This window comes from Streptomyces sp. NPDC048338 (assembly GCF_043201055.1).
Classification (GTDB): domain Bacteria; phylum Actinomycetota; class Actinomycetes; order Streptomycetales; family Streptomycetaceae; genus Streptomyces.
The window spans coordinates 274,998-297,365 of sequence record NZ_JBICYQ010000004.1 but is presented as its reverse complement, the minus strand read 5'-3'; the positions used below and the strand labels follow the sequence as shown (position 1 = coordinate 297,365).

Below are 22,368 nucleotides of genomic sequence, written 5' to 3'. Positions count from 1 at the left end.
CTCCCATGGACACGGCGCCGACCACCGGGACCGAGGCCACCGCGGCCTCGCTGGGCACGAAGGTGCGCTCGGCCGCCCGGTGGAGCCTGATCAACACCATGGTCATGCGCCTGGGCAACTTCGCCACCGGCATCATCCTGGCCCGGTTCGTCCTGGACCCCGCGGCCTGGGGCGTGTACGGGGTCGCCCAGACCGTGCTGATGGTGATGCTCGCCGCGAACGAGCTCGGCGTGACCCTGGCCGTGGTGCGCTGGGAGGGCGACGTCCGTTCCTTCGCACCGACGGTGCTGACCCTGAGCACGATCTCCAGCAGCCTGCTCTACCTGGGCATCTTCGCGGCGGCGCCGGGCGTGGCCGGTCTGCTCGGCTCACCCGAGGCGTCGAGCGTGCTGAGGGTGATGTGCGTCTGCCTGGTGCTCGACGGCCTGTCGCAGGTGCCGGCGGGCGTCCTCACCCGTGAGTTCGCCCAGGGACGGCGAATGGTCATCGACGCGCTCAACTTCGCGCTGAGCACGTCGGTCACCCTCGTCCTGGCCCTCCAGGGCTGGGGCGCGATGAGCTTCGCCTGCGGGGCCGTGGCGGGCAACCTGGTCGCCCTGGCGGGCTGCGCGCTGGCCGCCCCGGGCTATCTGCGCTTCGGCTGGAACCCGGACCAGGCCCGCGCGCTGCTCCGCTTCGGCCTGCCGCTGGCCGGGGCCAGCATGCTGTCCCTGGCCGTCGTCAACGCGGACGCCATGGTGGTCGGAGCCGTACTGGGCAACGTGTCCCTGGGCTTCTACATGCTCGCCTTCAACATGGCGGGCTGGCCCGTCCGCGTCATCTCGGAGGCGGCGCGCCGTGTCTCGTTCGCCGGCTTCTCCCGCCTGGCGGATTCGCCCAAAGCCCTGTCCGACGGCTTCGGCCGGGCCCTCGCAATGCTGGTGACGTTCACCGTGCCGGCCTGCGTGCTGCTCGGCGCGCTGGCCCGCCCGGCCGTGGAGCTGCTGTACGGATCCAAGTGGTCGCCGGCCGCCGCCGCACTGCCCTGCCTGATGGCGCTCGGACTGGCCCGGATCGCGGCGGAGCTCACGTACGACTGCCTGGTCGCGATCGGCCGCCGCCGTTCGCTCGTGCTGATCCAGGCCCTGTGGCTGGTGGCCCTGGTCCCCACCCTGATCGTGGCGGCGCGCACCGGGGGCATCGCCTCCGTCGCCGCCGGACACGTCCTGGTGGCCGGGCTCGTGGTGCTGCCCGCCTTCGTCCTGGCGCTGCGCCGCGGCGGGATCGCGACCCGCTCGCTCGTCCGGGCCTGTGCCTGGCCCCTGCTCGGCGGGGTCGTGATGACCGTGGTCGTCACGATGCTGCGGCAGCGCCTCGGCGAGGGGGTGCTCGCCCTGTGCGCCACCAGTGTCATCGGGCTCGTGTGCTACGCGTTGTGCGTGCTGCCCAGCCGCAGACTGATCCGGGGTTCGCTTCCCCGGCACAGCCGGAGCCGGGAGGAGGACGAGGGCGTCGTCACCACCGCTCCCACCGTCCCCGTACTCCCGGCTCAGGAGAATCAGCCGGCCGCGCCGGCTCACGAACGATGAGGTGAGTTCCCTGGCCCGAACCGGCCGCCGCAGGCTCCTCGGAGGTCTGCTGCTGACCGCCGTGCTCCTCTTCGCCCTGGTGACCTGCGCCGGTGTGGGCGGCAAGGCGATCTGCCTCGGGGGTGCCGCGTTGTGCGACTCCCGCGCGATCACCGCCCCCGGCGCCACCGGCTCCCCCGCCCCGCCGCGGACCACCGCGCCGGGCACCTCGGGCACCCCGTCGGGCACACCGGCCACCCCGGCCAAGCCCTCCTCGACGGCGTCGGGGCCGCCGGCCCGCTCGGACAAGCCGCCGGCGCCGAAGGGCTGCGCGAGCCCGCGCGCCTGCGGCTACCCCGACGCCTCGACCACCGGGCCCCGGATCCGCCTGACCCCGCAGAGCACCGGCAACGCGGCGATCCGCACCGACGGCACGGTCATCAAGGGCTGGGACATCACCGGCTCGCTCGACATCTACGCGAACAACGTGACGGTGATCGACAGCCGGATCACCTCGACCAACTGGTGGGGCGTCAACCTCCGGCCGGGCTACTCGGGGCTGCGGATCCTGCACACCGAGATCCGGGCCGTACCGGGCAAGGGCCCGAACAACGGCGGTTCGGACTACGCGGTGTCGAACATGGGGACCAGTTCGGTCGAGGTCGGCTGGTGCGACGTCTCGGTGTTCGGTGACGCCCTGTCCATGGGGCAGGGCAACCTGCACGACAACTACGTGCACGGCATCCGGCCCTTCAAGAACCTCGACGGCGAGTGGCAGCACACCAACGCCGTGATCAGCAACGGCGGCGGCAAGGGCAAGCTGATCATCCGCCACAACACGCTGATCAACGCCACTCCGGTGGACAAGGGCGCCTCGGCGAGCGTCGGCCTGTTCGCCGACACCGCCCCGGTCACCCACACCGTGGTCGACGACAACTGGCTGGCGGGCGGGGCGTACACGCTCTACGCGGGCGGCAAGGACTCGGCCGGGATCGAGGTCACCGACAACGTGTTCTCGCCCGAGTTGCACCCCAAGGGCGGGCTCTACGGCCCCGTCGCCTACTGGAACGCCGCGGGCAAGGGGAACGTGTGGCGCGGCAACCGGATGGCCGACGGGACGCCGATCGTCCCCGAACCACTCTGATGCTTTCTTGAGAACATCCGATCGCCTGATAAATCCCCTCTTCCCGACTACCGTTGATCGCGACTCCCCGTAGGCCCGAAACCCCAGGTGGTTGATGCGATGCCGCTCACCCGTGCTCTCCGCAACCGATTCGTCGACGCGCCCGACTCTCTCGGCGAACGGTTCCGCGCGGCCCGCTGGGAGCGTTTCCGGTCCTGTTTCCCCCGCATCACGGAGATGAGCGTGGTGGACCTGGGAGGCACGGCGGACAACTGGCTGCGGTCGCCTCTCCGCCCCAAGCACGTGCACCTCGTGAACCTGGAGGAGCACCCCGCCGAGCTGCCCGACTGGATCAGCGCGGAGATCGCCGACGTCACCGACCCGTCGATCCCCTCCTCCCTGGGCGAGTTCGACCTGGTGGTGTCCAACTCCACGATCGAGCACGTGGGCGGGCACGCCCAGCGCCGGCGCTTCGTCTCCGCGATCGAGGCGCTGGCACCGCTGCACTGGGTGCAGACCCCGTACCGCTACTTCCCCGTGGAGCCGCACTTCCTGGCGCCCGGCTTCCAGTTCCTCCCGCTGGCCGCACAGGCCAAGCTCGTACGGCACTGGCCGCTCACCCACAGCCGGCCGGGCAGCCCGGAGGAGGGCATGGACGCGGTGATCAACATCGAGCTGCTGACCCGGGCCGAGATGCGCTACCTCTTCCCCCGCTCCGTGATCCTCAGCGAGCGGGTGGCCGGACTCACCAAGTCCCTCACGGCCGTCCGCACGGAGGCGTCCCTCCAGCGCCTCTGAACGCGGACGGGACTCGGGAGAGGGACACCGACACCATGCGCCGGATCCTCCGGATCCTCCGGGGCCCCTGGGAGCTGCTGAAGCGGATCTTCGGGTGGCTGGTGCTGTACGAGGCACGCAACAAGGTGCTGCTCGCGCCCACGGCCCTGCGGCTGCGCAGGGTCGAGGACGCCGAGGTCACCCGCCTCGCGGCGGTCTGGCCGGACCCGCCGGCCGCGCGGGTCGTGACCGTCATCGCCACCCATCGCCGTCCGGAGGAGCTGCTCCGGGCGGTGGGGTCGGCGCTGGGCCAGACCGTCGAGGACCACGTCGTGATCGTCGTCGACGACGGCGCCGGGCTGCCCGAACTCCCCTCGGACCCACGCCTGTTCGCGGTCTCCCTGTCGCGCAACACGGGCGTGGCGGGGATCGTGCGCAACGTCGGGATCCGGCTGACCCGGTCCCGCTACGTCGCCTTCCTCGACGACGACAACCGGTGGGAACCGGACCACCTCCGGCGGGCGTTGGAGGTGCTCGACGCCCCGGGCGGTCCCGACGGCGTGTACACCGCGCTGCGCCGCGTCCTGCCGGACGGCACCGACATGGACATCCTGTCCGTGCCGTTCGACCGGCGGAGGGCGGCGCACGAGTCCTTCCTGGACACCAACGCGTTCGTCGCCCGCCGCAACCGGGCCCTGCACTTCAGCCGGCTGCGGCGACGCCCCGAGGTACTGCCCCGGGAGGACTGGGAGCTGGTCCGGCGCTACGGCCGGACCCACAGGGTGGAGCACCTGCCGGAGCCCACCGTGCGCTACCTGGTGAACCCGGGCAGCTTCTACACCTCCTGGCGGGACTGACCTCCTGCGGCCGGCGTGGTCGCGGCCGTCGTGAGCAGAGCCGCGACGGCCGCCCTGCTGGGCGCCCGGCCGAGGGCGGCCCGGGAGAGTTCCCGCAGGAGCACGGCCCCCCGGAAGGCCACGGTGGCCGCGAATCCGTGCCGGCGCCGGTAGAGCCTCACCCGGTTGACGGTCAGCAGCGACCACAGCCGCGGCGACACACGGGAGTCGCCCCCGAGGTGAACGGCGCGGGCCGCGGGTTCGAGCCGGGTGACATGGCCGAGGTCCCGGGCGCGCAGGCAGAACTCCGTCTCCTCCGAGTAGAGGAAGAAGGACTCGTCCCACGGCCCGCAGGCGTCCAGGCACTCCCTGGACAGCGCCATCAGCGCGCCGGTCGCCCAGTCCGCGCGGGTCCGGCCGGCGTAGGCGGCGGGGTCGGTGACCAGTTCGCTGAGGGCCGGGAAGCGGCCCGCCCGGCGATTGCCCAGCACCGCCTCGCCGAACGCCCGGGACACGCTCGACTCGCGGCGCAGCGAGTGGATGAGCGCGTCGTCCTCCTCGTACAGCAGCGGGACGGCGATCCCGACCCGGTCGCCGTCGGGAAGTTCCGTGCCGAGAGCGTCCACCAGGGTCGCCGCACAGCCCTCGCTCATCCGGATGTCCGGGTTGCACACCAGCGCGGCGGAGAAGCCGCCCTCCCAGCCGCCGGCGGCCCGCAGGGCGGCGTTGACGCCGAAGGAGTACCCGCCGTTGCGCCCGGTCTCCACGACGGTGGCCTCGGGGGCCAGGGCCCGGACGACGGCGACGGTGTCGTCGGCGGAGTCGTTGTCGGCGACGACGAGCCGCCAGTCGAGGCCCGACATCGCCTTCGGGAGGGCGGCGAGGAACCCGGGCAGCACCGCCGCGCTGTTCCAGGTGACGACGAGGACGGCGACGGGGCCGCGGTCGGCGGCCTCGTACTGAGGGTGCATCAGATCTCCACAAGGTGCGGTGGGGCGTCGGGTGTCGGGCGCCGCGGGGGCACTTCGGCCTTCTCGGCGGACGCCGGGCCGGAGCTCTCCCCGGCGGCCTCGCGCCGGACGAAGCCGAGGCAGCCGGCGCCCGCGCCCAGCAGCAGGAAGAACACTCCGGCGAACATCGGGAAGCTGAGGGTGTCGAAGGTGGCGCTGATGACCAGGGCGACCAGCGCGGAGGCGAAGAACGCCTGGCCGAGCTCCCGGTCGGACTCGGTTCGGGCCAGCCGGCGGATCGAGCCGCCGTTGTGCACGCCGGTCAGGCCCAGGACGAGCAGGGCGAGCACACCGAGGGCGCCGAGCTCGGCCAGCGTCAGCAGGTACTGGTTGTCCGTGAAGAAGTAGCGCTCCGGGGTGAAGGTGCCGAACCCGCGTCCCAGGAACGGGTCCTCCATGAAGTACTCCGCGATCTTCGGGTACTTGATGGTGCGCGCCTGGGTGCTGCTGTCGGCGTTGTTCAGGCTGCCGGAGAACAGGCCGGTGATGGTGCCGATCAGACCGGGCACCAGCACCTTGAACACGGCCACGGCGCCCAGCAGGACCCCGATGGCCGTCCAGCGCCGCTGCGGCTTCCAGCGGGGCACCATGACCAGGACGACGACGAGCAGACCGATGATCGAGGTCCGGGACACGGTGAGGGGCAGTCCCCCGCCGAGCAGGACGACCGGTGCCCAGCGGCGGAAGGTGCTCAGGTGGGCCCGCGCCGGGTCGAAGGCCTGGGCGATGGCGAAGGGCACCAGGATCGCCAGCATGCCGCTGAACTCGAGCGGATGGGCGGTGAGCGAGCGGGGCCGGGTGAACGAACCGCGGTCGAGGACGGCGACGTTGGCGACGCTGGAGTTCAGCCCGGGGATGCGCAGCGAGTCGGCGATGTTGGTGCCGGTGAAGAAGTCGTACAGGCCCAGCAGGGCGACGACCGAGCCCATCACCACGAGCCGGCGCATCAGCACGTCGAGCCGGGCGCGGTCCTGGATGCCGGCGGAGGCCAGGACGATCAGGGCGACCCACACCAGGAGCACGATCAGCCCGCGGTCGGCGGCCAGGACCTCCTTCTGGGAGCTGATCCGGGCCGTGTTCGCGACGTAGGAGAGCAGCACCACGAAGCCGAGCAGCAGGACCGCCGTCCGCACCGTACGGGTGCCGGGCGCGGGGGCGAGCCGCCCGGTGCACCAGGTGGCCAGGTACCAGAAGAGACCGAGGAGGGCGAAGACGTTGGCGGGGGTGCCGGCGCCGCCCAGCGCGGGCAGGGCGAGGTTGGACGGCAGGAAGAGCGCCAGGGCCAGGTAGCCGGTGAGGACGGTGGTGGCGTCCAGGGGCCGGGTCAGCTGCCTGCGCAGCCGTGAGGCGCCCGGCCGGGGCCCGCGGGAGCCGTCGTCGAGGGACGGCAGGCCGCGCGAGCGGCGGCGCGCGGCCACCCACACGTCGGTGACGAAGGAGAGCAGAAAGGCACTGGTGAGGCAGAGGACCAGGACCGCGGCGACCTTCTGGTAGCGGGACTTGGGCTGCGAGACCGGCTTCTGCGGCGGGACGATCGGCGCGGCCCGCACGGAGTAGTCCGACGGCACCCGCGCCTCGCTCTGGAGCGCCACCAGCTGCTCGGCGGCGAAGTCGGTGATGGCCTTCGTCTCGGCGAACACCTTGTCCCGGTCCTCGCCGGTCACGGTGAGGGTGAGCAGCGGTCCCTCGGCCTTGGCGGCGAAGTCGACGGTGTAGGCGTCGGTCACGCCGTGCCCGCGCAGCGCCTCGGCGGACTCGGGCGACTGGAGGGCCCGGATCAGCACGTCGGCGGTGCTGATCAGCGAACCGCTGGCGTAGGCCAGCGGGTTGCCGTAGCTCGGGGCCGGCTTGGCGATGCGGGGCGAGTTCAGCAGGGTGAGCTGGCTCTGGGACTCGTACGTCACGGGGACGGTGGAATAGAGGAATCCGCCCGCGAGGAGTCCGAGCACCGTCAGCGGCGTCATCACGTACCACCGCCTGCGCAGTACGCGGAAGATCTCGGCGATGCTCACGAACCCTCCCCCGGTTCCTCTTCGTGGTGCCAGTATCGGTTCTGATGGAAAGAGATGTCTTGTCGCCCGAAGGACTCGTCGGCGTGCTGTTGCGCCGGTGGTACGTGCTGGCCCTCGTCCTGCTCGTCACCACCGCGGCCTGCTACCCGGCGCTGCGTCCCGAGCCGCGGTTCCTGAGCTCGGCCGTGCTGGTGGTCAAGCCGCCGCGGACCGACAACCAGCCGAACCAGCTCACCAACCTCCAGCCGGCGCTGGCCGCCGTCTCGTACGCCGTCGTGCAGCAACTGCGCTCCCCCGAGGGGCAGGCGGAGCTGCGCGCGGACGGTGTGCACGGGACGTACCGCCTGAGCCCGCGCAACAGCGGCACCAGCGCCACGCCGTTCTACTCGATCCCCACGCTGCAGATCGAGGCGGAACAGCCCGAGGCCGCCGAGGCCGACCGCGTGGTGCAGCTGATCATCGCGGCCTACGGCCGGCACCTGGGCGCGCTCCAGGCCACCCAGGACGTGCCCGAGGAATCGCTGATGAGCGTCGACCTGGTGAACCGGCCGGGCACCGTGTCCCTGCCGCCGAACCGGAGCCGGGCCGTGGCGGGTGTCGGCGCGCTGGGTCTGCTCTGCGGGGTGATGGCCGCGCTGTGGAGCGAGCGGTACGCGGTCCGGCGCAGGCACAGGGCCGCACCGGCCCCGCGGCCCGAGCCGACGCCCCTGTCCGTCTGACGGGCGGGGCAGCGCCGCGACCGCGTGAACGTCAGCGCGCCGCACGGTGTTCGGTGAGGCGCCCGTCCTTCTCCTCGTACAGCGCGCCGGTCTGCGGGCACTCCCACACCCCCGGACGCTCGGCGTGCTCGGTCAGCCGGACACCGGCCCTGCCGACCCAGCCCGCCTGCCGCGCCGGAACGCCCATCACGAGGGCGAAGTCGGGGACATCGGCGGTGACGACCGATCCGGCCGCGACGAGTGCCCAGCGGCCGATCTCGACCGGCGCCACGCACACCGAGCGGGCGCCGACGGCGGCGCCCTCGCCGATCCGGACGGCCACGGGCTCCCAGTCCCCGCCCCGCTTCAACGTGCCCTCGGGGTCCACGGCGCGCGGGTTGTGGTCGTTGGTGAGGACCACGGACGGGCCGATGAAGACGCCGTCGGCCAGCACGGCCGGTTCGTAGACCAGGGCGTAGTTCTGCAGCTTGCAGTTGTCGCCGATGACCACGCCGGGGCCGACGTACGCGCCGCGGCCCACGACGCAGTGGGCGCCGAGGCGGGCTTCCTCGCGGATCTGGGCGAGTTCCCAGACGCTGGTGCCGTCGCCGATCTCGGCGGTCTTGTCGACGTCCGCCGTGGGCTGGACCCGGTAGTTCACTGTGGTGCCTTTCGTCTCTGGAGGGTGCGGGCGGTCCGGCCTCGGCTTCAGATGCCGCGGCGCTGCCAGGAGCGCCACCAGAACCACTCGCGTATCCGGTCGCGTACCGCCGACAGCACCAGGGGCTGGAGGTACGGCATGGTGCGCGCGCCGATCCGCCGGCGCAGCCGCAGCGCCCGGTACTCCGGGAGGGTCTCCGCGTCGGGGCGGCACTCCCGGGCGAGGGCGAGGAGTTCGTCGACGGGGACGACGTCGGTGCGCCCCCGGTCGTAGGCGCGGTAGGCACGCCGCAGGGCCTGGCGGGCCAGGCTGGTGTTCACCAGCGCGGAGAGCCGGTCCGCCTGCGGAAGCCGGTCGGCGCACTTGTCGAGCACCGCGCCGAACGCGGCGCGGCGCTGCCGGATGTCGTCGAGCTGGCCGCCGAAGTCCGTGGTGGACATGTTGTTGCCGTGGACGCGGTAGTAGGCCTGGTCCGCGCCGCTGACGTAGCCGACGTCGGCGTGCGCGGCCAGCCGCATCCACATCTCGATGTCGCCGGCGTGCGGCAGTTCCGGGTCGTAGCCGCCGACCTCGCGCTGGAGGCTGGTGCGGACGACGACCTCGGGTGAGGTGATGCAGCCGGAGCCCTCGCGGAAGCGTCGCTCCAGCCACCAGTGCCCGGGGTAGACCACGGCGCCGGACTCGCCGGTGCGGGCCCGGGGCAGCGGTCCGCCGTGCTGGAAGCGCAGCGGCCTGCCGTAGGCGAACCCGGCCTCCGGGTGGGCGTCGAGGAGCGCGACGGCGCGGACCAGCGCCCCCGGCACCAGCCGGTCGTCGGCGGAGAGGAGCACGACGTAGTCGCCGTCGGCCCACTCCAGCAGTCCTTCGTTGTACGTGGCGATGTGGCCGCGGTTCTGTTCGTGGACCCGGACCTCGATCCGCGGGTCGGACGCGGCCAGTTTCAGCGCCGCCTCCGCCGAGTCGTCGGGGGACGCGTCGTCGATGATCAGCACCCGGACGTCGAGGCCGGGCTGCTCGTCGAGCACGCTGCGCACGCAGTCGGCCAGGAAGTGGCCGTACTTGTAGCAGGGAATCACGACGCTGACGGAGCTCATGGTTGGAGGGCCCAATCCCCGGTTTCTGCCGGTGTGTTCGGTACGGACGGGTGCGCCGGACCGGGTCTGGACGACCCGGCCCGGCGCACCCGGGTGTCAGCCGGCGTCGGTCGTGAAGACCGGGCCGACCCAGTAGTTCGTCGCGTTGTAGGAGCTGGTCGGGAAGCCCGACGTGCTCCCGTACCGGTAGAGGCCGTTGGCACGGCCGCTCGTGTCGGCGAGGGCCGTCAGCGGATAGGACAGGTGCGCCCCCGCGAAGTAGCCCGCGTCGGCGGCGTAGCGCCCGTTCGGCGCGTGGTACGAGACGACGTAACGGGTGTTGGCCGTGATGGCGACCGGTGTGGCGAAGGTGAGCGTCTGCCAGCCGGAGGCGGTCTCACCGGTGAAGGTGCCGCTGGCGAGCAGGTCGCCGTCCTCGGTCCACAGGTTGCCGGTGTGCACGCCGGTGTTGCCCGCGCCCTTGTAGAAGGTGACCCCGGTGACCCGGCCGTTCAGGGCCGACTCGAAGCGGGTCCCCAGCTCCAGGGGGTTGGTGTCGGCCGTGACCTCGGGCTTGGTGGGCACCGAGTCCGTGCTCCACAGCAGGCACGGGCAGGTGGCCGGCGGCGGGGTCGCGCTCGTGGTGAAGGTCCACGTCACGGGCGCCGCCATCACGTTGCCCCACAGGTCCGCGGCCTGCACGGACGCGGTGTACGTGGTGCCCAGGGCGAGCTGGCTGGAGAGGGTGAAGGCGGCGGTCTTGCCGTCGCTGCTGAGTGCGGCGCTGCCCGGGACAGCGGTGTTGCCCGGTCCCTTCACCGTGAACACCAGGGTGCTGCTGTCGATGCTCTGGCTGAACGTGGCGGACAGCGGCGCGGTGGTCGCCACGCCGGTGGCCCCGACCGCCGGGGTGCGGCCGGTGACCGTGGGCGGGTCGGTGGAGGCCGAGCCGGTCTCCAGGATCGCGTCCACCCAGTAGTTGCTTCCGGACGACGCCGAGGACGGGAAGGCGCTGGTGGAGGTGTAGCGGTAGACGCCGTTGCCTCCGTCGGTGCCGGACTTCAGCGCCGTCAGCGGTGCCAGGCCGGCGTCCTTGTCGGCGAAGTAGCCCGCGTCGAAGGAGTAGCCGCCGTTCGGGGCGAAGTAGGAGGCGATGTAGGTGGTGTTCGCCTTGACCGGGACCGGGGTGGCGAACTTCAGCTGCTGCCAGCCCGACGCGGTCTCGTTGGCGAAGGTGCCGGTGGCCAGCAGCTGGCCGCTGCTGCTCCACAGGCTGCCCTTGTGGGTGCCGGTGTTCGCGGCGGACTTGTAGAAGCGGACGCCCGTGATGGAGCCGGGCACGGAGCTGCGGACCTTCACCCCGAGTTCGACAGAGCTGCCGTCGCCGCCGTTGACCTTGGTCGGCGTGGTGGAGGGGGGCCAGACCGTGCAGGGGCACTTCTGCGGCTCGACGGTCAGGGGCACGGTGGTGACGGCGCCCATGTTGACGCTGTCGTCGACCGCGCGGACCTTGATCTGGGCGGGCCCGGTGGTCATCGGGGTCCAGGTGTAGTTCCACGAGGCCGTGCCGTTGGCGGCGTGCCAGGTGGTGCCGCCGTCGGTGGAGACCTCCACCCGGGCGACCACACCGCCGCCGGAGTCGGCCGCGGTGCCCGTGACGGTGACCTGCTGGAGGGCGGAGACGGAGCTGCCCGAGGCCGGGCTGGTGACCGTGACGGCCGGACCCGTGGTGTCACTGGAGGCGGAGGCCGCGACCAGTCCGGACTGCAGGGTCTTGGGCTGGATGCCCATGTCGGCGAGGATGTTGACGGTCGCCTGCTGCATCCGCTTGTCCTCGGTCACCACGCCGCCGCCGGGGTCGGCGGTCGGGACGTTGGTCAGACCCCAGGACCACTGCACGGTGCCGGTGCCGAACACCAGGGCGTGCGAGGTCTGGTCGCGGAAGGCGACGAGGCTGTGCGTCGCGGTGCCGTTGCCGTAGTTGTTGCCCCAGTCGAGCAGGTAGGTGCCGTCGGTGACCTCCACGGTGGTGGAGGACATCCGGATCTGACCGGCCGGACGGCTGGCGTTCTCGACGTCGCTGTCCCACTCGTAGCCGAGGGTGCCCGCCGGGAAGGTGGCGACCTGGTTGCCGGTCAGGCCGGCGACCGTGGTGTTCCGCCACAGGCGCATCTTGGAGTAGGCGGCGGGCACCGTGATCGCGTCGTTGCGGGGCCCGTTCACCTGGAACAGCGAACCGGTGAGGATGTTCTGCGGCTGGTAGGGCGCGCCTTCCTTGGTGCTGTCCGGGTCGACCCAGGTGCCGGTCCACTCGGGGCTCGGGTCGGGAACGCCGTTGGGCGTGGGGAACTTGAGCTTGGTCTCCTTGTAGCAGACCAGCGTCCGGTCGGCGGTGTTGGTGCCGTCGATGCTGGGCTCGAAGCGCGTCTTCCAGAAGATCTCGTTGCCCGCGAAGTAGGTCTGGTGCTGGCCCGCCTTCCGCGCGTTGAGCACGTTGGTGAACTGCTCCTGGGTCCAGTACTCGTCGTGGCCCTGGGACATGAACATCTTGTGGTTCGGCAGCAGCGAGGCGCCGCGACCCGCGGTGTCCACGCCGGAGACGTAGCTGGTGTCGTAGCCGTTGCGCTCCAGCCAGGCGATCATCTCGAACTCGGAGCCGTAGACGCCGTTGTCACCGCCGATGTCCATGGGCCGGTTGTAGCTGACCTTGTAGGCGCGTCCGTCGGGCGCGGGGCCCTGGCCGTCGTAGAGGTTCGTCCCGCCCCAGTCGTTGTACGCCTGCCAGGTCTGGTCCGAGGTCTGCACGAGGATGTCGGAGTGGCTGGAGTCGTTGCGCACGACGAAGGGGTAGGGCATGAGGCCGTTGCCGTCGGCCTGGTCGAAGTTGGCGATGTACAGGCCGGAGACGGCGTCGCTCGGCACGGTCCAGGTCGCGGTGGTGGGCCAGTTGCCGCAGTCCATGAGCCCGGTGGGCTGGTTCTTCAGGCAGTCGGCGTGCTTGGTCGTGTAGTTGGCGGGGTAGGTCTGGGCCGCCTGGGCGGCGGTGGACATCAGCCGGGCGCCGTCGCCGCCGTACCAGCCGAGCCGGTAGATCTTGACGTGGTAGGCCGAGGGGGACTGGACCTTGAAGGCGATGCTCTCCCCTGCCTGGAGGCTCGTCTTCGTGGGGAAGCCGGCGATGTCGCCGTAGGAGTTGGCGGCGAACCAGTCGGACATCGGCGTGCCCGGCTTGGAGTTCTCGCACACGATGGGATTGCTGCCCGCCCCGCAGGGATCGGCGACCGCGCTCGCGCTCCCCACCGGTGGCAGGACGATCGATAGCAATGCCGCGACCAGGGCGAACACGGCGCCCCTGGCCCGACTGAGGTGGTTCTTCATCGCTGTACCTTTCAGGGCAGTACAGGTCCTGGCCTACCGGCCGGGGGTGGTGAGGGTGAGCGTCAGCTCAGTGCGCCCGCCAGCGCATCCACGACCTGCTGCTGCTGGTCGGGGGTGATCTGCGGGAAGAGCGGCAGCGAGAGGATCTCGTCGGCCGCGCGTTCGGCGTGCGGGAAGTCCCCGCGGTGGTGCCCGAGGGAGCGGTAGGCGGGCGTCAGGTGGACCGGGGTCGGGTAGTGCACGCCCGCGCCGATGCCGCTCGCGTTGAGTTTGCCCACCACCTCGTCCCGGTCGGCCCCGGCGACGCGGACCACGTACAGGTGCCACACGTGCACGTTTCCGTCGACCGTCGTCGGCCGCACGAGGCGGCCCGCGTCGGCGAGCGGCGCGAGCAGCTCGTCGTAGCGCGCCGCGGCCGTCCGCCGGGCCTCGTTCCCGGCGGCCAGCCGGCGCAGCTTCGCGCGCAGGACGACGGCCTGCAGCCCGTCGAGCCGGCTGTTGAACCCGGGCAGGTCGTGCCGGTACTTCTGGACGCCGCCGTGGTTGGCGATCGCCCGGACGACGGCCGCCGCCTCGGGGTCGTCGGTGAGCACCGCGCCCGCGTCGCCGTACGCGCCCAGGTTCTTGCCCGGATAGAAGCTGGTGGCGGCGATGCCGCCGCTGCCGGCCTGACGGCCGTCCCGGGTGGCGCCCTGGCTCTGGGCCGCGTCCTCGACGACGCGGACGGAGTCCGGCACACCGGCCGCCAGCCGCGCGGCGTCGGCGCTCTGCCCGTACAGGTGGACCGGTACCACCGCGCGGGTGGCGGGGCCGACCGCGTCGAGCGCGGCCTGCGTGTCGATCAGCAGACTGTCGGGGTCGCAGTCGACGAGCACGGGGCGGGCGCCCGTCCGGGCCACGGCGCCGGCGGTGGCGATGAAGGTGTTGGCGGGCAGGACGACCTCGTCGCCCGGCCCGACGCCGCTCGCGCGCAGGGCCAGCTCCAGTGCGTCCGTGCCGTTGGCGACGCCGACGCAGTGGGCGACGCCGGCGAATGCGGCGTACTCGCGCTCGAACTCCCGCACCTCCTCGCCGCCGATGAAGGCGGTACCGGCCAGGACGCGGTCGAAGCCCTCCCGGACCTCGTCGGCGACTTCGGAGTGGGCCGCCTTGAGGTCGACCAGCGGTATCTGGTTCATCTGCCCTTCACTTCCCTTGCCTCGGCCTGCTGCGCGAGGGCGTCGGTGTCGTCCGACCGGAGTTGTTCCAGCGCCGCGGGGTTCGCCGCGCGCAGCCGGCGGGCCGGGCTGCCGACCCAGACCTCGCCGGGCGGCACGTCGGCCAGAACGGTGCTGCCCATGCCGACCAGCGACCAGGCGCCGATCGTCGTGTACTCGCGGACCAGGGACCCGGCCCCGAGGTACGCGCCCGGCTCCAGCCGGGCACCGCCGCCGAGCCGGACCCCGGAGGCGAGGGTGCAGTAGTCCCCGACCTCGTCGTCGTGGGTGAGGACGGTCTGCGGCATCACCGCGACATGGCTGCCCACCCGCACCGCGGCGGTGAGGACGGTCTGCGCGAGGATCACCGAGCCCGGGCCCACCGTGCAGCCGGCGGGCACGACGGCACTGGGGTGCACCACCGTGGCGTAGCGGTCGGCCGGCAGGCCGAGCCGTCGTACCAGGCGGGCCCGCGCGGCGTAGTCGCGCGGGCTGCCGACACAGACCACGAAGGACGCGTGCGGCAGTTCGCGCGCCAGGTCGCAGCCTCCGAGCACGGGCACGCCGTCCACCTCGACGCCGTGCAGCGCCGGGTCGTCGTCGAGGTGGCCGAGCAGCCGGTGGCCGCCGGCTCCGGCGTCCCGCACGGCCTGGGCGGTCTCCCGTGCGAGACCGCCCGCGCCGATGATGACCAGGTCGTTCACGCGCGGCCCGCCGCTTCCCGCAGCACCTCGACCACCCGGTCCTGCTGGACCTCGGTCATGGTGTGGAACAGCGGCAGGATCAGCGAGTCGCGGCTGATCCGCTCGGTCACCGGCAGGGGTGCCGCCGGATGCCCCGCGTAGGCGGGCTCCAGGTGCGACGCCATGATGCCGCGGCGGGCGGAGATCCCGGCCTCGGCGAGGACGGCGAGGAGCTCGTCGCGGCCCACCGGGAAGTCCTCGGCGAGCAGCACCCAGTAGGACTGGAAGTTGCCCTGACCGTGGCCGGGGTCGCTGACCGGCCGCAGGCCGGGGATGCCGTGCAGCAGTTCGCCGTAGCGGGCGGCCAGAGCGCGGCGGCGTGCCACCATCGCGTCCAGCTTGCCGAGCTGCACCAGTCCGACCGCGGCCTGGATGTCGGTCATCCGGTAGTTGAAGCCGGTCTCCAGGTAGTTCTCCAGCACCGGTTTCCCGCTGGCGTGGCGCTCGGCGGCGGAGACGTTCATGCCGTGCTCGCGCAGCCGCCGCAGACGGGCCGCCCAGGCGGCGTCGTCCGTGGTCACCATCCCGCCCTCGCCGGTGGTGAGGAGCTTGCGCGGATGGAAGGACCAGGCGGCGAGCAGGGCCCCGCGTCCGACGGACGCGCCGTCGACGGTGGAGCCGATGGCGCAGGCCGCGTCCTCCACCACCGGCAGGTCCCAGCCGGCGCACGCGGCCCGTACGGCCCGGACGTCGGCGGGCACGCCGCCCTGGTGCACCAGGACGACCGCCTTGGTCCGCGGGGTGCGGACCGCGTCCACGGTGTCGGCGGTGAGGTTGCCGGTGTCGAGGTCGACGTCGGCGAAGACGGGCTCCGCGCCGACGTAGCGCACGGCGTTGGCGGTGGCGATGAACGACAGCGACGGGACCACGACCTCGTCGCCCGGCCCCAGGTCGAGGGCGAGCAGGGCGAGGTGCAGGGCCGTCGTGCAGGAACTGACCGCGACGGCGTGCGCGGCGCCCACCCGCTCGGCGAACGCCTTCTCGAAGGCGGCGACCCGCGGGCCCTGGGCGACCCAGCCGGAACGTACGGCCTCGGCCGCGGCCTCCGCCTCCTCCTCGCCGAGCCACGGCACCATCACCGGCGTACGGGCCGGGCCGGAGGCCGGAGACGCGGCGGGGGCCTCCTCCGGCTCGGCCACGGGTGCCGTGACGGTCGGCGCGGGGGCGGTCGCGGTGGCCGGGGCGGACCCGGCGGCGCGCTCGGACCGCCACCAGTCGACCAGGTCCTTCAGGCCGGTCCGCAGGTCGATCTCCGCCTTGAAGCCGAGGCGCTGTTCGGCCTGCGAGGTGTCCGCGAGCCGGCGGGTCACACCGTTCACGGCGCGGGCGGGGCCGTGCACCGGTTCCAGGTCGGAGCCCATCACCTCAAGGAGGTTCAGGGCGAGTTCCCGCAGCGAGGTCTCGGTCGCGCTCGCGACGTTGAACACCTCGTCGGTGAGGTCCGACTGCGCGGCGAGCAGGTTGGCCCTGGCGATGTCCCGGACGTCGACGAAGTCCATCGTCTGGGTGCCGTCGCCGAGGATCAGCGGCGGCTCGCCCGCCTCGATCCGCTCCATCCAGCGGATCAGGACCTCGGTGTACAGGCCGTGGATGTCCATCCGCGGTCCGTACACGTTGAAGTAGCGCAGCGCCACGTAGTCCAGGCCGTACATGGCGTGGAAGCTGCGCAGCATGCCCTCGTTGAAGGCCTTGGCCGCGCCGTAGAACGTGTCGTTGTTGTACGGGTGGTGGCGCTCGGTCGTGGGGAAGGTCTCCGCCAGGCCGTAGACGGAGGCGGAGGACGAGGCGATCACCTTGCCCACTCCGGCGGCGGCGGCCGCCTCCAGCACGTTGAACGTGCCGTCCACCATGACCTCGTTGGCGAGGCGGGGCTCCTCCGCGCACTGGGTGATGCGGATGGCGGCGAGGTGGAAGACGAGATCGGCGCCCTCGGTGACCCGGTGGACCGTGGCCGCGTCGCGGATGTCCCCCTCGACGAGGTCGACGACGCCGCTCTCCAGGGCCCGCGCGAGATTGGCCCGGCGTCCCCGGACGAAGTTGTCGAGGACGACGATCTCCCGCGCGCCCCCCGCCACGAGAAGGTCGGTCACATGGGAGCCGATCGTGCCGGCACCGCCGGTGACCAGGACCTTCTTACCGCGAATATCGCTCAACGCCGTTCCCCCACAGAATCGTTCACCGTACGAAGGGACCGGCCGGCGCCGGTCCGCAGCCCGACGACCGCGCCGCGGAACTCAAGGCTCCGCGACGCCGCCTCGAGAATGTCCAGGACGCGCAGGCCCGCCCGCCCGTCGGTCAGCGGCGCCCTGCGCTCGCGGATCGCGGCGGCGAACTCGTCGACCATGCTGCGCAGGGCCTCCTTCTCCCCGATCGCGGGCGCGACCATGTCGCCGCTGCGGTAGGAGATGAGCGCCTGGCGCCGCTCGTCCGCGCCGAGTTCCTGCGGGGTCGCCAGGTCGACGCCCCGGTCGAAGACGGCGACCCGCTGGGCCGGGTTCAGGTCGTCCCAGATCAGGGTGCGCTTGGCGCCGCCGACCATGGTGGTGCGCACCTTGGTGGGCGACAGCCAGTTGACGTGCACGTGGGCGATGGCGCCGGTGTTGAGCTGGAGGGTCAGGTAGGCGATGCAGTCCTGGCCCGCGCCGATCGGGTCGGCGCCGTGCGCGGCGACCGCGACCGGCTCCACGTGCTCGGGGAGGATGAAGTCGAGGATCGACAGGTCGTGCGGGGCGAGGTCCCACAGCACGTCGACGTCCTTCTGGACCAGCCCGAGGTTGATCCGGACCGAGTCGACGTAGTGGATCTCGCCCAGCTCGCCCGAGTGCACCAGCTCGCGGATCCGGCCGACGGCCGGGGTGTAGCAGTAGGTGTGGTCGCACATCAGGGTCAGGCCGCGCTCCTCGGCCTCGGCGACCAGGCGCGCGCCGTCGGCGTAGGTGGTCGCCAGCGGCTTCTCGACCAGCACGTGCTTGCCGGCGCGCAGCGCGGCCAGGGCGACGTCCAGGTGCGTTCCGGCCGGGGTCGCGACGGCGATGGCGTCCACGGAGGGGTCGGCGAGCACCGCCTCGAAGTCGTCGGTCGCCTGGACGGTGGAGTATCCGCCGAGGACCCGCTGGGCGCGTGTGACGTCCAGGTCGCAGAGCCAGCGCAGCAGGAAGCGGTCGCTGGCCTGGAAGTTGCGCACGAGGTTGGGTCCCCAGTAGCCGGCGCCCACGACCGCGACTCCGAGCCGCTCGTCGGGCCGATCCACGTCCTTCACTTTGTTCCCCTTCATTTCAGTAAGCCCCCGTTCCGCGCATCACGGCGGGGCCGGTGCGCAGCAGAATCGACGCGTCCAGTCCGAGGGACCAGTTGTCGACGTACGCCAGGTCGAGCCGGACCGCCTCGTCCCACGGCAGGTCCGAGCGTCCGCTCACCTGCCACAGACCGGTGAGCCCCGGTTTGACGAGCAGCCGGCGCCGGACCTCGTGGCCGTAGCCGGCCACCTCCTCGGGCAGCGGCGGGCGCGGCCCGATCAGCGACATCCGGCCGCTCAGGACATTGATCAGCTGCGGCAGTTCGTCGATCGAGTAGCGGCGGAGCGTGGCGCCCACGCGGGTGACGCGCGGATCGTCCCGCATCTTGAACAGCAGACCGTCGCTGTTGTGGTTGGCGTGCTCCAGTTCCGCCCGGCACGCCTCCGCGTCGGGCCGCATGGTGCGGAACTTCAGCATGGTGAAGTGTTTTCCGTGGAGCCCCACGCGGCTCTGCCGGAACAGCGCGGGGCCGTTGCTCCCGAGCCGGATCGTCACCGCGACCACGCACAGCAGCGGTGCGAGGAGCAGCAGGAGGGTCGCGGCGACGAGCCGCTCCGCGAACTCCTTGGGCAGCCGGGCGGTCCGCGACAGCCGGGGTGCCCGGACCTGGACCATGGGCACGCCTCCGACCGGCCGGACCGCGACCCGGGCGACGGCCGTCTCGCCCAGGGCGGGGGCCAGCAGGAAGTCGCAGCCCGCGGCGTCGGCGGTCCACGCGAGCCGGCGCAGCTGGGCCGCGTCGATCTCGGAGGTCGGCAGGACCACCAGGGCCGTACCGCCGTGGGCGCGGATCGCCCCGGGCACGTCCGCGACCCCGCCGAGCACCGGAATCCCCAGCTCGGCGACGACCGGCGCGTTCCCCGGGTCGGTCAGGCACACCCCGGCGATGTCGAGGCCCCGAAGGTCGGGACCCATCGGCGCGAAGCCCTGGCCGCGGCGCCAGAGCGCCTCGACCAGTTCGACGGCGGAGGCCGAGGACCCGACCAGGACCGCCGTGGTGCGGTGCCGGCCCTGGGCCCAGCGCCGGTGCAGCCAGCGGCGCATCACGAACCGGGCGGCCAGGGCCAGCAGGGCCGTCGGCGGAGCCGCCAGGATCATGTCGTGCAGCAGGTCGAGGTCACCGGCCATGCCCCAGCCGATGGCCGCGGCGAGGGCCGGCAGCACGAGGGCGCCGCGCAGCACTCGCCGGTACAGCTCGCTCCCGGCCCCCAGCGAGCTGTGCTCGTAGGCCTGGTGGCCGTACATCATCGCGATCCAGGCCGGCGGCAGTCCGAGGACCACGTGCCAGCGTCCGACCGCCTCCAGGACCAGCAGCGAGGCAGCGGAGGCCGCGACCAGGTCCGCGACCAGCAGGCCGATCTGATGTCTCCGTTTCCACCACAGCCGGTGGACGTCGAAGTGTGTGGATTCAACACGATGCCGCTCATGTGTGACCGGCAGGACGGTCATCCATTCCCCCCAAGGGCGCTTCGCGCGTACCCCGTTGAGCCACCCGTGCCCCATGTCCCGCCCGTGCGAGCGCACAACTCGCGGGGTGGAGGACGGGCATTGATGGCGCGTCGAGGGAACGCGGGTCTTCCGCCTGACCAAACGGTGCGAACCGATCGCAAGAAGCCCCCCCGCGACCGGAGTCCGCACAACGACGCAGAATCCACCCGTCGCGAGGGGTGCTCGCGTCCGCGCGGATCCGGCAGCGCTCAATCTAGAGCAAGTGGGGCAGGTCATGAAGGAGTTGTGGAAAACTCCCACCAAGCGTCAAAGAAACTGTGAGCGTGGCGTGCATTCGTCATACTGGCCCGGTGCCCAGCATCGTGATCCCTGCCCACAACGAAGAGCGCACACTCGGCCGACTCCTGGACTCGCTCCTGGCCGAGGCGGGCGGTCCTTCCGGGTCCTCCGATCCCTCCGCTTCCGGTGATTCCGCCGCTCCTGCTGCTCCCACCGACAGACCCGACCGTTCCGGTTCCGCCGCCGACGACCCGTCCGCCCCCTCACTCGCACCCGCGGCCCCGGACCGGCCCTCCGCGGACGACTTCGACATCGTCGTCGTGTGCAACGGCTGCACGGACGACACGGCGGGCGTGGCCGCCGCCCGCGGGGCGCGGGTCCGCGTGGTCGAGATACCGGTCCCCTCGAAGCACGCCGCGCTGCGCGCCGGCGACGAGCACGCGCGCGGCTTCCCCCGGTTGTACGTGGACGCGGACGTGGTCCTCGGAGCGGCCGACGCCCGGGCCCTCGCGGCGGCCCTCGACGGCCCGGACGCCAAACTGGCCGCGGCCCCGGAGCGGCATCTGCCGATGACCGGCTGCGGCTGGCGTGTGCGCGCGTACTACCGCGTGTGGCAGCGGTTGCCCGCGGTACGGGAGGGACTGTTCGGGCGAGGGGTGATCGCGATGTCCGGGGCCGGCCATGCCCGTATCGCCGCACTGCCTCCCCTGATGGCCGACGACCTGGCCGCCTCGCTCGCCTTCGGACCCGAGGAGCGGACGGTGGTCGACGCGGCCCGCGTCGTGGTCCACCCGCCGCGGACCTGGTCCGACCTGATCCGCCGGCGCGTCCGGGCGGCCACGTCGACGGCCCAGCTGGAGAGCGAGCAGGAGCGTGCGGCACGGAACGAGGCGGCCGCGGACCCCGCACCGACAGGGGAGGCCTCACCCGGCCGACCGGCGGACCGCCCGTCGGCGCGCACCAGCATGGGCGACCTCCGCGCGCTGCTGCGCGCCGAGCCCCGGCTGCTGCCGTCCGTCCTCGTCTTCGTGGCTGCGGCGGTCTCCGCGCGGAGGGGCGCGAAGAAGGCGATCCGGGCGGGCGATTTCCACACCTGGCTGCGCGACGAGAGCAGCCGGCAGGGCTGAGGGCGGCGGAGACGACGGGGCCCGGCGCGTGGCCGCCGGGCCCCGTACCGCCCGGCGGGGGGGCGCGGCACGACCGGGACACGGCCCGCGCTTCCGGACGGCCACTGCGACACCGCCGGAAGGCGGGCGACCCGGCCCGCGCCCCGCGGTCCTCCCACGTGGCTCGGGCAGTCGTATGGTTCGGGGTGATTTATGGTGACTCAAGGAGTACGCCCCCTACCGGAGGTGCAATGATGCGCGCCGCGGCAGCGCTCGTCTCTCTGGCTGTCAGCGTGGCGCTCATCGTCACGACATCGGCTTGCGACGACGGCGGGTCGAAGTCGTCGAACGCCCAGTACGGCGACTGTCCGATCTCGGGACATCACGGGGAGTTCCAGCTGTCCCCCAGGACGGCGGGCGCCCTCACGGTCAAGACGACCCTGCCCGCGCCCGGCTGGTGGAACGGCAGCACACCGGACTCCATCAAGAGCGGCTACGAGTACTGCATGGCCGCCAATATCGCGTACCGGTCCGGACTCGACCGGGTGAAGGTGGTGAACGCCCCCTTCCCGGAGGTCGTGTCCGGCCGGACCACGGACTTCGACCTGGCCCTGGCGCAGATCACGATCACCCCGGAACGGAGCAAGGTCGCCGACTTCTCCCCGCCCTACCTCTCCTCGACCCTGGGCGTGCTGATCAGGGACGGCGAGAAGATCGGCGAGGACAACATCCGCGACGTCCGCATCGGGGTGGCCGAGGGCACCACGGGCGAGGAGTTCGTCGGGAAGATCCTCAAGCCGACCAGGCCCGCGACCGCCTTCGCCAACGACCCGGAGCTGGTCACGGCGCTGGAGGAGGGCCGCATCGACGCGGTCGTCCACGACACGACGATCCTGCTGGCCTATCCCCAGAAGCGGGAGAGCAGGGTGCGCCTCGTCGGCCAGTACAGGACCGACCAGGGATACGGAGCCCTGTACCCGAAGGGGTCGGCCAACCGGGACGAGCTGGACCGGATCATCAGGCAGCTGATCGACGACGGAACGCTCACCAAGCTGTCGGCCGTCTATCTCGGGGCCGCGTTCGGCCAGGACCCGGCCAAGATCCCGTACTTCACGGTCCAGGAGAGCTCCTGAACGCTCCGGGCGGGCGGACACCTCGGGGCGCCGGTCCGGTCTCCGTCCCGC

At 72.3% G+C, this 22,368-nt stretch carries 17 protein-coding genes; 7 read left to right on the top strand and 10 right to left on the bottom strand.

All coding sequences use genetic code 11. The features are described 5' to 3' along the window. Window positions 1-5: 5 nt before the first annotated feature. The 4 genes from ACGFZF_RS11640 (at window position 6) to ACGFZF_RS11625 (ending at window position 4,304) form a co-directional block, all read left to right on the top strand. Window positions 6-1,568, top strand: a complete 1,563-nt coding sequence (locus ACGFZF_RS11640; RefSeq protein ID WP_393553396.1) for a lipopolysaccharide biosynthesis protein — start codon at window positions 6-8, stop codon at window positions 1,566-1,568. A 1-nt stretch (window position 1,569) separates the two neighbouring features. Continuing rightward, window positions 1,570-2,691, top strand: a complete 1,122-nt coding sequence (locus tag ACGFZF_RS11635) for a hypothetical protein (RefSeq protein ID WP_393553394.1) — start codon at window positions 1,570-1,572, stop codon at window positions 2,689-2,691. A gap of 99 nt (window positions 2,692-2,790) precedes the next feature. Continuing rightward, window positions 2,791-3,468, top strand: coding sequence for a class I SAM-dependent methyltransferase (locus ACGFZF_RS11630; RefSeq protein ID WP_356600519.1), 678 nt, complete (start codon window positions 2,791-2,793; stop codon window positions 3,466-3,468). Window positions 3,469-3,503: 35 nt separating this feature from the next. Beyond that, window positions 3,504-4,304, top strand: a complete 801-nt coding sequence (locus ACGFZF_RS11625; RefSeq protein ID WP_393553392.1) for a glycosyltransferase family 2 protein — start codon at window positions 3,504-3,506, stop codon at window positions 4,302-4,304. On the opposite strand, the gene ACGFZF_RS11620 is transcribed toward ACGFZF_RS11625, so the two are convergent. Both ACGFZF_RS11620 and ACGFZF_RS11615 read right to left on the bottom strand, forming a co-directional pair. Then, window positions 4,283-5,254, bottom strand: coding sequence for a glycosyltransferase family 2 protein (locus ACGFZF_RS11620; RefSeq protein WP_393553390.1), 972 nt, complete (start codon window positions 5,252-5,254; stop codon window positions 4,283-4,285). The genes ACGFZF_RS11625 and ACGFZF_RS11620 overlap by 22 nt on opposite strands. Beyond that, entirely contained in the window at window positions 5,254-7,305 is a 2,052-nt protein-coding gene (locus ACGFZF_RS11615; protein ID WP_393553388.1) for an O-antigen ligase family protein, read from the bottom strand. The genes ACGFZF_RS11620 and ACGFZF_RS11615 overlap by 1 nt, the downstream gene beginning before the upstream one ends. 59 nt (window positions 7,306-7,364) lie before the next feature. Between ACGFZF_RS11615 and ACGFZF_RS11610 the strand changes: the two genes are divergently transcribed. Beyond that, window positions 7,365-8,024, top strand: a complete 660-nt coding sequence (locus ACGFZF_RS11610; RefSeq protein WP_393553386.1) for a hypothetical protein — start codon at window positions 7,365-7,367, stop codon at window positions 8,022-8,024. A gap of 31 nt (window positions 8,025-8,055) precedes the next feature. Here ACGFZF_RS11610 and ACGFZF_RS11605 read toward each other — a convergent pair whose 3' ends face one another. From ACGFZF_RS11605 to ACGFZF_RS11570, 8 genes are all read right to left on the bottom strand, one after another. After that, the gene (locus tag ACGFZF_RS11605; RefSeq protein ID WP_393553384.1) at window positions 8,056-8,664 is read right to left on the bottom strand and encodes an acyltransferase; all 609 of its coding nucleotides are present in this window, start codon (window positions 8,662-8,664) and stop codon (window positions 8,056-8,058) included. Between the two features lie 47 nt (window positions 8,665-8,711). Then, complete coding sequence (locus tag ACGFZF_RS11600; RefSeq protein ID WP_393553381.1) at window positions 8,712-9,758, bottom strand: glycosyltransferase family 2 protein; 1,047 nt, start codon at window positions 9,756-9,758, stop codon at window positions 8,712-8,714. Window positions 9,759-9,854: 96 nt separating this feature from the next. After that, on the bottom strand, window positions 9,855-13,115 hold the full coding sequence (locus tag ACGFZF_RS11595; protein WP_393553379.1) for a DUF4082 domain-containing protein: 3,261 nt from the start codon (window positions 13,113-13,115) through the stop codon (window positions 9,855-9,857). Window positions 13,116-13,177: 62 nt separating this feature from the next. After that, on the bottom strand, window positions 13,178-14,293 hold the full coding sequence (locus ACGFZF_RS11590) for a DegT/DnrJ/EryC1/StrS family aminotransferase (protein ID WP_393553377.1): 1,116 nt from the start codon (window positions 14,291-14,293) through the stop codon (window positions 13,178-13,180). After that, window positions 14,290-15,015 (bottom strand): acetyltransferase, encoded by a 726-nt coding sequence (locus ACGFZF_RS11585; RefSeq protein ID WP_393553375.1) that lies wholly within the window; start codon window positions 15,013-15,015, stop codon window positions 14,290-14,292. The genes ACGFZF_RS11590 and ACGFZF_RS11585 overlap by 4 nt, the downstream gene beginning before the upstream one ends. Beyond that, complete coding sequence (locus ACGFZF_RS11580; protein ID WP_393553373.1) at window positions 15,012-17,207, bottom strand: aminotransferase class I/II-fold pyridoxal phosphate-dependent enzyme; 2,196 nt, start codon at window positions 17,205-17,207, stop codon at window positions 15,012-15,014. Before ACGFZF_RS11580 ends, ACGFZF_RS11585 begins: the two co-directional genes overlap by 4 nt. Next, window positions 17,204-18,313: a Gfo/Idh/MocA family oxidoreductase gene (locus ACGFZF_RS11575; protein ID WP_356776610.1), complete on the bottom strand. Its 1,110-nt coding sequence runs from the start codon at window positions 18,311-18,313 to the stop codon at window positions 17,204-17,206. Before ACGFZF_RS11575 ends, ACGFZF_RS11580 begins: the two co-directional genes overlap by 4 nt. A 16-nt stretch (window positions 18,314-18,329) precedes the next feature. Then, window positions 18,330-19,799 carry a sugar transferase gene (locus tag ACGFZF_RS11570; RefSeq protein WP_393553370.1) on the bottom strand — a complete coding sequence of 490 codons (1,470 nt, stop codon included), beginning with the start codon at window positions 19,797-19,799 and terminating at the stop codon, window positions 18,330-18,332. 350 nt (window positions 19,800-20,149) lie between these two features. On the opposite strand from ACGFZF_RS11570, the gene ACGFZF_RS11565 reads away from it, so the two are divergent. Both ACGFZF_RS11565 and ACGFZF_RS11560 read left to right on the top strand, forming a co-directional pair. Beyond that, window positions 20,150-21,205 carry a glycosyltransferase gene (locus ACGFZF_RS11565; protein WP_393553368.1) on the top strand — a complete coding sequence of 352 codons (1,056 nt, stop codon included), beginning with the start codon at window positions 20,150-20,152 and terminating at the stop codon, window positions 21,203-21,205. Between the two features lie 272 nt (window positions 21,206-21,477). Next, window positions 21,478-22,317: an ABC transporter substrate-binding protein gene (locus tag ACGFZF_RS11560; protein WP_393553366.1), complete on the top strand. Its 840-nt coding sequence runs from the start codon at window positions 21,478-21,480 to the stop codon at window positions 22,315-22,317. Window positions 22,318-22,368: the final 51 nt, after the last annotated feature.